Origin of the sequence: Marinobacter alexandrii (assembly GCF_005871205.1) — a bacterium.
Taxonomy (GTDB): domain Bacteria; phylum Pseudomonadota; class Gammaproteobacteria; order Pseudomonadales; family Oleiphilaceae; genus Marinobacter; species Marinobacter alexandrii.
Genome location: NZ_SWKM01000012.1, coordinates 1 through 12,652, shown reverse-complemented (window position 1 = coordinate 12,652; position 12,652 = coordinate 1). Strand labels below are relative to the sequence as shown.

Here is a 12,652-nt window from a genome sequence, read left to right as displayed (position 1 = left end):
TTCTCCGGGCGGTCGGGTGGTTATTTGTAGTACTTGCGGAATTCCGGTTTGCGCTTTTCCTTGAAGGCCTGCACGCCTTCTTTGGATTCGTCGGTGTTGTAGTACAGGCTCAGGGCCTGCATGCCGAGCGCGCCAATGCCGGCAATGTTGTCGCTGTCCGCGTTAAAGGAGCGTTTGGCGATTGAGAGGGCGGTCGGGCTCTTTTCCAGGATCTCGTCGCACCATTTGCCCACCTCTTCGTCCAGCTGATCTGCGGGTACCACCGCGTTCACCAGACCCCACTCCAGGGCCTGCTCAGCCGAATACTTGCGGCACAGGTACCAGATTTCACGAGCCCGCTTTTCACCGACCACCCGGGCCAGATAGGCGGTGCCGAAGCCCGGGTCGACGGAGCCGACTTTCGGGCCAACCTGGCCGAATATGGCGGTTTCCGAGGCAATGCTCAGATCGCAGATCACATGGAGGACATGGCCACCGCCGATGGCAAAGCCGTTAACCCGGGCGATGACTGGCTTGGGTACCTCCCGGATCAGGCGCTGCAATTCCTCCACGGGGAGACCGATCAGGCCACGGCCGTCGTACTGGCCTTCGTGGGCGCCCTGGTCGCCGCCGGTACAAAAGGCCTTTTCACCGGCACCGGTAAAGACAATCACCCCGATGTCCTTGTTCCAGCCGGCCCGGTTGAACGCATCGATCAATTCCATGCAGGTCTGGCCGCGGAAGGCGTTGTAGCGTTCCGGTCGGTTGATGGTGATGGTGGCAACGCCGTCGGTTTCGTCGTACAGGATGTCTTCGTAAGTCATGATGGGGTCTCCGTGTTTTGGGAAGGCTGGGTTTTAGCCGGCCATGGTCAGGCCGCCGGACACGCTGATGACCTGGCCGGTAATGAAATTGGCGTCATCGCTGGCGAGCAGGGCGATCACCCCGGGGTAATCCTCGGGCTGGGCCAGGCGCTTCATGGGCACGGCGTTGCGGAAGGCTTCCAGCAGTTTCTCGGGGTTGGGGGCACTGTCGGCCACGCCTTTGAGCAGAGCAGTGTCGGTGGGGCCCGGACAAACCACATTCAGGCACACATTCTTGGTGGCCAATTCCCGGGCAACGGTCTTGCTGAAGCCCACCAGGCCAGCCTTGCACGCGGCATAGACGGATTCCCCGGACGAGCCGACTCGGGCAGCATCGGAAGCGACGTTGATGACCTTGCCGCCGCCGGCGGCCACCATTTTCGGCAATACCACATGGTGCATGTTGAGGGCGCCGGTGAGGTTCACCGCAATCAGTTGTTCCCAGAGTTTTGGCTCGGTTTTCAGGAACGGCATGAAGCGGTCAAAACCGGCGTTGTTCACCAGCACGGTCGGTACGCCCAGATCGTTTTCGATGGCGGCTACGGTGTCAGTAATTGCGGCGTAATCGGTGATGTCGGCGGCGTAGGCGCGGGCCTTGCCACCCGTCTCGGTGATCATATCTACCGTGGCCTGGGCCGCGTTCTCATCACGGTCGAGCACGGCCACCAGGCTGCCTTCCTGGGCAAAGCGCTGGCATACGGCGCGGCCGATGCCACCACCGCCACCGGTGACGATGACTGTTTTTCCGTTCAGGCCTCTCATGATGGTTTTCTCCTGTTGTTTTCGATGAACGAATCAGCTGCGTTTGGCTGGGTCCAGGCGTACTTCCTTCGCCTGTTCACGTAATTTGAATTTCTGGATTTTGCCGGAGGCGGTGCGGGGCATGGCCTCAATCACCTCGAGATACTCCGGTAGGTAGCTTTTGGAGAGTTTTTCTTCGATGAGGTAATTCTTGACGTCGTCCAGAGAAAGATCGGTGGTCTTCTCGTCAATGGTGACGTAGGCGCAGACCCGCTCGCCCAATCGCTCATCCGGGCAGCCCACCAGGGCAACATCGACGATCCCCGGGTATTTGTAGAGCAGGTTCTCCACCTCAACGACGGGAATGTTTTCACCGCCACGGATCACCACGTCCTTGGTGCGACCGGTGATGCGGATGTAGCCATCTTTGTCCATGCGGGCCAGGTCGCCGGTGCTGAACCAACCCTCCTGATCCACACCGTAGAGTTCCGGGCGCTTGAGGTAGCCAACAAACAGGCTCGCGCCGCGAACCAGAAGGTTGCCCTCTTCACCGACCGGCACTGCGTTGCCCTTGAAGTCGGTGACTTTGATTTCCATCCAGGGCAGCACTTTGCCGTCAGACTGGCTGGCGCGTTCGGCCGGGTCTTCCGGGCAGGTCATGGTCACTGCGCCGTTTTCAGTCATGCCCCAGGCAGAGAGGATTTTGGCTTGCAGGGTGTTGCTGGCCTGTTCGACCACGGCGGTTGGAATGGGGGCGCCGGCTGAGACAAAAATACGCAATGAGTCGAGCTCGCCCTCATGCTTGGGCGCGGTTTTCACCAGGTCTGCGAGGAAGGGCGTGGATGCCATGGTGAAGGCCGGCTTTTCAGCGGCAATCACCTTGCAGACATAGTCGGCATCCCAGATATCCTGAAGGATGGCTGTGGTGCCCAGGTAAACCGGCATCATCACGCCATAAAGAAAGCCGGTCTGGTGGGCCAGGGGTGAGGCCATCAGGATCTTGTCGTCGGATGTCAGGTGCAGCCGTTCGGCATAGGGACGCACGTTGGAGAACAGGGTGTTGGAGGTGTGCATAACGCCCTTGGGTTCGCCGGTGGTGCCGGAGGTATAGAGAATCTGGACCACCTCATCGGCGCCGGGTTTACGCACGGCAAACAGCGCCGCAGTGTCCGTTTTTTCTTCCCATGGCGTGTCCAGCAGACGCTGTTCAAAGCTGCGGTCACCCTCGCCGCCAATCACCAGCAGGGTTTCCAGTTTTGGCAGGTCGGAGCGGATGCCATCAACCATGGCTTCGTAATCAAAGTTGCGGAAGATCTTGGGAATGACCAACAGTCTCGCTTCGCCGTGGCCGAGCATGAAACGCAGTTCCCGCTCCCGGAAGATTGGCATCAGTGGGTTGAGAATGGCGCCGATGCGCATGCAGGCCAGGTGCAGCGCGGTGGTCTGCCACCAGTTCGGGAGCTGGCATGCCACGACATCGCCCTTATCGATGCCCATTGCGACCAGGCCCGCGGCCATCCGGGCGACGGCATCGTTGAGTTCCTGGTAGGTAAGCGCGGTGCGGGTATCACCGGTGACCTGGTAGCCGACGATGGCTTTGCGGTCCGGGGTGCGGGCCACTGCTTCGTCCAGGTAATCGGTAATGAGCTTGTCGTTCCATGCGCCATTTTGAATCATGGCGGAGCGACGTTCCGATTGTGGGGTGATGCCAGTTTCCATGTGATTCACCTTTAGCGTCGGGATTTGTTGTTGTTGGCAATTCCGGCAGCGCCAATCGCTGATGTTGTTTAAAAATACGCCTACTCAAAATAATATGTCAACATGTTGCCCTATATTTTGTTGGGGCATGCGTTTCGAGGTATCTTTCTAAGCGGTTTAAAGGACCCATACCCTGAAAAATCTTTGGAGGCGGTTATGACTTACAACAATATCTTGCTAGAGCGCCATGACCCGGTCGCATTGATCCGGCTCAATCGTCCACGCGTTCTCAATGCCCTGAACAGCGCCTTGATGTCGGAGCTTTCGGACCTGTTGAAGGATCTGGAACAGGACGACGAGGTCAGGGCAATCGTCATCACCGGTAACGACAAGGCGTTTGCCGCCGGCGCAGACATCTCTGAAATGCAGGCGATGGATTTTTCCCGGGCCTACCGGGAGCAATTCATTTCCTCGAACTGGGAGCAGGTCACGCGGTGCCGGAAACCGGTCATCGCCGCGGTCGCCGGTGTTGCGCTGGGTGGCGGATGTGAGCTGGCGATGATGTGCGATGTGATCATTGCCGCCGACTCGGCACGCTTTGGTCAGCCGGAAGTGAAATTGGGCATCCTGCCCGGGGCCGGAGGAACCCAGCGCCTGACCCGGGCCATCGGCAAGGCCAAGGCGATGGATCTGTGCCTGACTGGGCGCATGATGGATGCTGAGGAGGCCGAGCGTAGCGGCTTGGTCTGTCGCATTGTTCCGGCGGCGACATTGGTGGATGACGCCATGGCCATGGCCGGAGAGATCGCCCAAAACTCCCTGATGGCCACCATGCTTAACAAGGAAGCCGTCAACCAGGCATTTGAGACCTCGCTGGGGACGGGCGTGGATTACGAGCGCCGTCTGTTTTGGGCGAGTTTGGACACCGAAGATCGTCGGGAAGGGATGGCGGCCTTCCTGGAGAAGCGAAGCCCCGACTGGACGCATAAATAAGATGATTTTGTAATATTTTTTCACGAAAAGGCCGCATTGCCCGAGAAATCGGGTAAAATACCGGCGCTTTATCTCTACAATTTTAGTAATAATACGAAAAAATTGTAGTCTGGCTGACGCAACGACCAGTATCGATTGCGATCAGCCTGAATAACTACGAAAAATTTCAATAACCCGTGCTTTCAGAAGACTTTCGCCATGCCCACTACCGTTATTTCCGGCTTTACCCACAACTTTCTTGGTAAGGCTCCGGTCTGGTACAAGCAGGTTATCCTGCTGTTCCTGTTTGTTAATCCCATTGTCATGTACCTGTTGGGGCCCGGAACGGCGGGCTGGCTGTTGATTGCCGAATTCATCTTTACCCTGGCCATGGCCCTGAAGTGCTACCCGCTGCTGCCCGGCGGGCTGCTGGCGGTGGAAGCCCTGTTGATTGGCCTGACCACGCCGGATGCGGTGTACCTGGAGGTGCTGACCAACTTCCCGGTGATCCTGCTGCTGATGTTCATGGTGGCCGGGATCTACTTCATGAAGGAGCTGTTGCTGGTTACCTTCACCCAGATCTTAGTAGGCGTGCGTTCCAAGTCCGCACTGTCCCTGCTGTTTTGTGGCGCCGCCGCCGTGTTGTCAGCGTTTCTGGATGCCCTGACGGTAACGGCGGTAATTATCAGTGTCGCGGTCGGTTTCTACTCGGTGTATCACAAGGTTGCTTCGGGCAAGGGCTACCATCACAGCGATCACAACGCGGGCAGTGATGACGAGGTGGTGGAGCTGCACCGGGAAGATCTGGAGAATTTCCGCGCCTTCCTGCGCAGCCTGCTGATGCACGGTGCCATCGGTACTGCTCTTGGTGGGGTTGCCACCATGGTGGGTGAGCCGCAAAACCTGTTGATTGCCAAGGTAGTGGGTTGGGATTTCGCCGAGTTCTTCCTGACCATGGCGCCGGTCAGCATACCGGTACTGTTTGCCGGCCTGTTTACCTGCTGGGCACTGGAGAAGTTGCGTTGGTTCGGTTACGGCGGGCGCCTGCCCAAGCCGGTCCGCCGGGTGCTGGAAGAATTTGCCGATAACGAACGTTCCAAACGCACCAAGGCCGACCAGGCTGCGCTCTGGATCCAGGCCATGGCCGCCGCCATTCTGGTGATTGGCCTGGCGTTCCATTTGGCGGAAGTGGGCTTGATCGGTCTGCTGGTGATTATCCTGATCACCTCATTCACCGGTATCACCGATGAGCACCAGATTGGCAAGGCGTTCCAGGAATCGCTGCCATTCACCTCATTGCTGGTGGTGTTTTTCGCGGTGGTAGCGGTGATACACGAACAGCATCTGTTCAAGCCCATTATCGATTACGTGTTGTCGCTGCCGGAAGGCCAGCAGCCAGGCATGTTCTTTATTGCCAACGGCGTGCTGTCGATGATCAGTGACAACGTATTCGTGGCGACGGTGTACATCAGTGAGGTCAAGCAGGCGCTGGACGCCGGTAGCATCAGTTACCCCCACTTCCAGGCCCTTGCTGTCGCCATTAACACCGGTACCAACCTGCCCAGCGTGGCCACTCCCAACGGCCAGGCCGCGTTCCTGTTCCTGCTCACCTCGGCCATAGCGCCGTTGGTTCGGCTGTCCTACGGGCGCATGGTGATTATGGCCTTCCCCTATACTCTGGTTATGGGTGGGGTTGGCCTGTATATGGTAATTAACCACATTTGACGAACGGTTCGAGAAATTTCCAAACCAGTCAGTGCAGTTTGCTGCGGGTCTGTTAAGCTCTAGCAAAAACTGGTCATAAAAAACTCGATGAACCATCGCAGGAACCCGCAACCCCGCACTGACTGGTCTCGCACCGTGGTCCAAGGTGTCTGGCTATTGTTTTTTGCCTTGCTGGCGCCAGCCTTTGCCCTGAGCGAAGAAACTGCCGCCAAGACATTGCGTATTGCCTATGTGGAGTTCCCGCCGATTACCTTTCACAACGAGGCCGGCGAGGCCGACGGCGAGTTGATCAACATTACCCGTAAGGTGGTTCGAGAGGCAGGTTACGTCCCCGATTTCATTCATCTCCCGATCAGTCGGGTTTATCTGTACCTGAAAAGTGGCCGGATTGATGTCTGGCCCGGACTGACCAATATCCCGAGTCTGCACGGTGATGTGCTGGAAAGCTGGGTCAGCCCCATGCCGATTCAACTGAGTGTCTGGTATTGCAAGGACAAGGGCCGTCCACTTGAGCATTTCGACCAGCTCAGTGGTAAAACCGTTATCGTGATTGCCGGTTACACCTATGGTGGCCTGATTAACTGGCTGAACCGCGCCGAGGACATCCGCATTACCGAGGCCCCCAATCACCGTGCGGCCATCAATATGCTCAAGCGAAATCGCGGCGATTATCTGCTCGACTACCGTCAGCCGGTCGAGCAGACCCTTATCAAACCGTCAGACGACCATATACTCCAATCGGAAGTACGCACCCGCAACGCCGCCTGGCTGTTCTCCCTGACTCATCCACGGGCGGCAATTCTGAGAGAAGAATTTGACGATGCCTACCTTCGGCTAGTCGAGGCCGGCGAGGTGCCGCCGCTGCGCGACCAGTCTCACGGCTTTCTCATCCCCGGGTTCCCCGAGCCTTACCGCTAACGCTTGATCGGTTCAGCGCGACAGGCTGATATCGCCGTACCAGGCGGTGGCGGATTCGCCGGTGTTGTCGGAATCCGACATGATGGCAATTCCCACCAGCGGCGGGGGCGCCTCACCAAAGGCCTGGCGGTAATCCGCGACAATATCCCGCTCCACCGTGACCCATTCGCCCGCCTGCGCGTTGCCGGAATTAACCGCCACCATCATGGTGCTGTCGGTATAGGGGTTGGGCACAATGTCACCCTCGGGCACCTGGTTGGCCCAGATGTAATTCAAGGCATTGCCGGGCAGAGTCTCACCAAACACCACTTCAACCGCCTTGCGCTTGGCCCGCTCGAAGAACCCGGCCTTATCGGGCTGGAACTTGAACGCCACGTAGATCCGTGCCGGGTAGTCGTCCCCGGACTTCTCCCGGGCATTACCCTTCTCAAACACGTTCGACACCTTCCAGCGCCAGCGCAGTATCAGTGACTCGGTTGGTTTCAATTCCAATCGGGCAATCAGGCCCGAAGCACCGCCATTGGTCTGGGCCTTCACCACCTGGGTGCCGTTGTCGGTCACCAATTCATACTGGGAATGCTGATCAATTTTCGGGAATTCCAGGGGTTCCCAACCCTCGGTCAGCGCTGATATCTGGGAGAACGGCTGCAGTAGCGGTTCGGCGGCATAAAGCTTGCCTGATGTCAGGGCCAGGGCCAGAGCCATCAATATCAATGGCAGGGTAATTCGGGGAACGTGCTGCATGAGGTACCTCGCAAAGTTTGGGAAGTAGTACTGACCGGAAAAATCCACGGAAGTGCCTTGTTCCTCTGAAATTCTCTGTATATAGTGTTCGAATCCTTGGTCAAATACCATATGTTGATTTTTTGAGCATCGTGGTATCGGGAATCCGGTGAAAATCCGGAACTGACGCGCAGCGGTAATGGAGAACGAGCGTGGCATTAAGACACTGGCAAGGAGCCCCTGGTTACCTCCTGAATCACCTCTGCGTGCGCTGAAAGCTGCAGATGCAAGGCGCGGCTCGCCGCCAATGGCCTAAGCCCTTGGCAAGAGTCGCAACACAGCAGATGCAGCTTTCAGAGCACGCCCTTCGGGGTTTTCAGAGCGCTTCATAATCGGCGTTGCGACTTTTTGAAAGGCCCCGGCCTTCCTGCAAAGTCGCGCCTTGATTGTGAAGCGCTCTGAAAGCCAGAGGCGATTCAGGAGGTAACCAGGGGCTCCAAACCGGGAAGTCGCCACGCGAGGCCGAATCGAACGATTCCTGCTCCTGAGTCCGAAGACCTGCCAGGGAGGTGCTGTTATCCATCACATCGGATAACAGCGCGACTGCACCTTCGCGACTCAGGCGCCTGCATTCGGCCAGATTAAGGTGAGCAGCAAACGGATAGGGAAATTCCGCCAGGTTCTGGCGCCCCCGCTCCGTCCTGCGTACGCGAAGGTTATGGAATTCAACGCGTATTCAGGAGAACACAGCATGTCCGCCTCTGCTCTAGCCGACCCCCAGTCCTCGGCCCCGGCCAACACCGAATCCCTTCAGGTTATTAAACGCAACGGCACCCTCGTTGGATTCAATCCGTCCAAGATCAGTGTCGCAGTGACCAAGGCCTTCCTCGCCGTGGAAGGCGACCAAGCCGCTGGCTCTGCGCGTATTAACGACGCCGTGCACCGGGTCACCGAACAGGTCATTCACGCCATTGGTCGGCGCCTGAAAGCCGGTGGCAAGGTGCACATCGAAGATATCCAGGACCAGGTGGAACTTGCGCTGATGCGCGCCGAAGAGCAGCGGGTGGCCCGGGCCTATGTCCTGTACCGGGAAGAACACGCCCGCGAACGCGCCCTTCATGCGCCGGTGGAAGCCCATCCCCACCTGACCGTGAAGAAAATCAGTGGCGAGACTGCACCGCTGGACCTGGGCCTGATGAAACTGCAGGTGGAGCAGGCCGCCGCCGGCCTGGAAGGCATCGATGGCGACACCCTGGTGGAAGATGCCCTGACCAACCTGTACGACGGCATCGCCCAGGAAGACGTGCTCTCGGCCCTGGTGATGACCGCCCGTAGCCGCATTGAACGGGAGCCGGACTACAGCGCCGTCACCGCTCGCCTGCTGCTCGAACAACTGCGCCTGGAAACCGTTTCGGCGCTGGATTTATCCACAGAAGTGCCGCTGGCGGAGATTTATCCACAGGCTCTGAGTGCCTTCATCCACGCCGGTATTCGTTACGAACTGCTGGACGAAGCCCTGGCCGCGTTTGATCTGGAACGCCTGGGCGCGGCCCTGAAGCCGGAGCGCGACCGCCAGTTCGGCTTCCTCGGCCTGCAGACCCTGTACGACCGCTACTTCCTGCACTGGAACAAAGCCCGCCTGGAACTGCCCCAGGTATTCTTCATGCGCGTGGCCATGGGCCTGGCCCTGCGCGAGGACGACCCCAACGCCCGCGCCATCGAATTCTATGAGCTGCTGTCCAGCTTCGACTACATGGCCTCCACGCCAACCCTGTTCAACAGCGGTACCCGCCATTCCCAGCTGTCGTCCTGCTACCTGACCACCGTCGGCGATGATCTGGAAGACATTTACGGTGCCATCCGCGACAACGCCATGCTCTCGAAATGGGCCGGCGGCCTGGGTAACGACTGGACCCCGGTCCGTTCGCTGGGAGCGCACATCAAAGGCACCAACGGCCAGAGTCAAGGCGTGGTGCCGTTCCTAAAAGTGGTGAACGACACCGCGGTGGCGGTAAACCAGGGCGGCAAGCGCAAGGGCGCGGTGTGTGCCTATCTGGAAAGCTGGCACCTGGACATCGAAGAGTTCCTGGAACTGCGCAAGAACACCGGCGACGAGCGCCGCCGCACCCACGACATGAACACCGCCAACTGGGTGCCGGATCTGCTGATCGAGCGTATGCGCGAAGACCGGGACTGGACCCTGTTCTCGCCCAGCGATGCGCCGGACCTGCACGATCTGTACGGCAACGAATTCCGCACCCGCTACGAGCACTACGAGGCGCTGGCGGAGCAGGGCAAGATTGCCTTGTTCAAGAAGATTCCCGCCAAGCAGCTGTGGCGCAAGATGCTGACCGTGCTGTTCGAGACCGGCCACCCCTGGATCACCTTCAAGGACCCGTGCAACCTGCGCTCGCCCCAGCAACATCGCGGCGTAGTGCACAGCTCGAACCTGTGCACGGAAATCACCCTGAACACCAACGCCGACGAGATTGCCGTGTGCAACCTGGGCTCGGTGAACCTGGCCGCCCACATTGCCGATGGTGAGCTGGACGTGCAGCGCCTGGAACGCACCGTTAACACCGCCGTGCGCATGCTCGACAACGTTATCGACATCAACTTCTATGCCGTGCCCCAGGCCCGTAACTCCAACCTGCAGCATCGCCCAGTCGGCTTGGGCCTGATGGGCTTCCAGGATGCCCTGTACCAACTCGGCTTGCCCTACGCCAGCGCCGAGGCGGTGGAGTTCGCGGACCTGGCCATGGAACAGCTCAGTTACTTCGCCATTCGCGCTTCCGCCACCCTGGCTGGTGAACGCGGTGCCTACGACAGCTACGACGGCTCCCTGTGGCAGCAAGGCATCCTGCCCATCGATTCCATTAACTTGTTGGAACAGGCGCGCCGGGAAGGGGACTTCTCCGTGAACACCGAAGTCCGCCTGGACTGGTCCCCAATCCGCGAGTTGATTGCCCAGCACGGCATGCGCAACAGCAACGTGATGGCGATCGCGCCCACGGCCACCATCTCCAACATCGTGGGCGTGTCCCAGTCCATCGAGCCGGCGTACCAGAACCTGTTCGTGAAATCGAACCTGTCCGGCGAGTTCACGGTGGTGAATCCCTCACTGGTGCGGGACCTGAAGGCCGAGGGCCTGTGGGACAACGTGATGGTCAACGACCTGAAATACTTCGACGGCTCGGTGCAGCAGATCGACCGCATTCCCACCGAACTCAAGGCCCGCTACGCCACCGCCTTCGAGATTGACGCCCGCTGGCTGGTGGAAGCCGCCGCGCGCCGGCAGAAGTGGCTGGACCAGGCCCAGAGCCTGAACCTGTACATGGCCGAGCCCAGCGGCAAGAAGCTGGATGCTCTGTATCAGCTGGCCTGGGAACGGGGCCTGAAGACCACCTATTACCTGCGCTCACTCGGCGCTACCGGGGCGGAAAAGACCGCATCGGCCGCCGCGCCGGCGCCAGAGATGGCGCCGCAGCCTCAGGTATGCAGCATCGACGACCCAGACTGCGAAGCCTGTCAGTAACCACTTACTTATTCTTCAGGAGGCATCACCATGCTCGACTGGGACGACGAACCCAAAACCCAGACCAACGCCAGTGCCGGTGACAACACCACCGGCCCGACTCCGGTTAACGTGGACGACAAGCGCGTAGTCAACGGCGACACCGACATCAACCAACTGGCGCCGTTCAAGTATCCCTGGGCCTGGGAGTACTTCATGAACGCCAACAAGAACCATTGGACCCCGCTGGACGTGAACATGGCCCAGGACGTTCACGACTATCACCACCGGCTGACGACCCCGGAAAAGCACGTGTACGAAAACGTGCTGGCCTACCTCACCACCTCCGACATCCTGGCCATGCGCAATATCGGCCTGGCGGTGATGGAGAAGATGAGTGCGCCGGAGCTGCAGATCTACCAGGCCCGGCAGGTGTACGAGGAAGCCATGCACACCTGGGCCTACCAGCACTGCATCGAAACCCTGAACCTGGACCAGAGCGAGATCTACAACCGCTACCGGGTAGTGCCGGCGATCAACGGCAAGATCCAGATCGCCAACCGCCGGCTGGACGCCGCCATGCGCCCGGGCATGAACCTGCGCAACCGCGACGACCTGCAGGAATTCATCATGTCCTACCTGTTCTTCGCGGCGGTGTTCGAGGGCACCTGGTTCTATAACGGCTTCAGCCCCATCTTCGCCCTGCAGCGCCGCGGCCTGATGCGCGGCACCGGCGAACAGCTGCAGTACATACTGCGGGACGAAGCCATGCACTTCTCGTTCGGCCTGAAGGTGGTGAACCAGATCGTGGAGGAGGAAAACATAACCTTCGACCCGAAAGCCGTGCGCGACATGTGGGACGAATCGGAAGCGGCGGAAAGTGCCTACGCCAAGTACATCCTGCGCGACCCCATCCTCGGCTACTCCGCGGAGTACCACAGCGAGCAGTTCCGCTTCGTGGCCAACCGCCGCGCCCGCACCGTAGGCCTGGACGAACCCTTCCCGGGCGCCAAGAACGTGTCGCCCTGGCTGGATGAGCAGGCCACCATGCGCAAGGAGAAGAACTTCTTCGAGACCCGGGTGATTGAGTATCAGACTGGGGCGCAGTTGGAGTGGTAACACCCTTGAGCCCGGAGTTCAGCGACAAATGACGCAAAACTCCGGGCCTAATTTCATAGCTTATTGAAATATAAGCAGTAAGTGATCGGTTCCTGCGAAATATACGTCAACTCCATCTTGGAGATAGGCGACAAATGACGCTTATTTCCCCTTCCCTGTTCTGTGGGCTATGCTGCAATTCAATGATTTTTCGATAATTAAACAGGGAATTGACGAGTTCCTGCTCGGAAATAGGCGCGGTAGGGATATACGTCATTTGTCGTTGAATTAGCTGTTATGGCCTATATGAAAGCTAATCACGTTGTCATGTTGCTAGGATTCCTTGCGCCGAGTTTGGCATCGGCTCGGCCTTGGACCGGAGATTTCGATTTTCCGGTTGGAGCCTTTTTGTTTTTTGCAG

Annotated in this window: 9 protein-coding genes; 5 read left to right on the top strand and 4 right to left on the bottom strand. The window is 58.9% G+C overall.

The features are described from left to right. Window positions 1-20 precede the first annotated feature (20 nt). The 3 genes from FCS96_RS07115 to FCS96_RS07105 are packed head-to-tail and all read right to left on the bottom strand — an operon-like array spanning window position 21 to window position 3,302. Complete coding sequence (locus tag FCS96_RS07115; RefSeq protein ID WP_138439678.1) at window positions 21-803, bottom strand: enoyl-CoA hydratase-related protein; 783 nt, start codon at window positions 801-803, stop codon at window positions 21-23. Between the two features lie 33 nt (window positions 804-836). Beyond that, complete coding sequence (locus FCS96_RS07110; RefSeq protein ID WP_138439677.1) at window positions 837-1,604, bottom strand: SDR family NAD(P)-dependent oxidoreductase; 768 nt, start codon at window positions 1,602-1,604, stop codon at window positions 837-839. A 33-nt stretch (window positions 1,605-1,637) separates the two neighbouring features. Beyond that, the gene (locus tag FCS96_RS07105) at window positions 1,638-3,302 is read right to left on the bottom strand and encodes an AMP-binding protein (RefSeq protein ID WP_138439676.1); all 1,665 of its coding nucleotides are present in this window, start codon (window positions 3,300-3,302) and stop codon (window positions 1,638-1,640) included. 195 nt (window positions 3,303-3,497) lie between these two features. Here FCS96_RS07105 and FCS96_RS07100 point away from each other — a divergent pair, with 195 nt between their 5' ends. From FCS96_RS07100 to FCS96_RS07090, 3 genes are all read left to right on the top strand, one after another. After that, a complete protein-coding gene (locus FCS96_RS07100) occupies window positions 3,498-4,274 on the top strand; it encodes an enoyl-CoA hydratase (RefSeq protein WP_138439675.1) in 777 nt (258 codons plus the stop codon). A gap of 198 nt (window positions 4,275-4,472) precedes the next feature. Continuing rightward, window positions 4,473-5,978, top strand: coding sequence for a sodium/proton antiporter NhaB (gene nhaB, locus FCS96_RS07095; RefSeq protein ID WP_138439674.1), 1,506 nt, complete (start codon window positions 4,473-4,475; stop codon window positions 5,976-5,978). A gap of 87 nt (window positions 5,979-6,065) precedes the next feature. Then, the gene (locus FCS96_RS07090) at window positions 6,066-6,896 is read left to right on the top strand and encodes a substrate-binding periplasmic protein (RefSeq protein ID WP_138439673.1); all 831 of its coding nucleotides are present in this window, start codon (window positions 6,066-6,068) and stop codon (window positions 6,894-6,896) included. A gap of 12 nt (window positions 6,897-6,908) precedes the next feature. Here the strand turns inward: FCS96_RS07090 and FCS96_RS07085 are convergent, their stop codons facing one another. Beyond that, entirely contained in the window at window positions 6,909-7,640 is a 732-nt protein-coding gene (locus tag FCS96_RS07085) for a DUF3047 domain-containing protein (RefSeq protein WP_138439672.1), read from the bottom strand. 730 nt (window positions 7,641-8,370) lie between these two features. Between FCS96_RS07085 and FCS96_RS07080 the strand changes: the two genes are divergently transcribed. Further along, entirely contained in the window at window positions 8,371-11,154 is a 2,784-nt protein-coding gene (locus FCS96_RS07080; protein WP_138439671.1) for a ribonucleoside-diphosphate reductase subunit alpha, read from the top strand. A 30-nt stretch (window positions 11,155-11,184) separates the two neighbouring features. Next, complete coding sequence (locus FCS96_RS07075) at window positions 11,185-12,252, top strand: ribonucleotide-diphosphate reductase subunit beta (protein ID WP_138439670.1); 1,068 nt, start codon at window positions 11,185-11,187, stop codon at window positions 12,250-12,252. The last annotated feature ends 400 nt before the right edge of the window (window positions 12,253-12,652 follow it).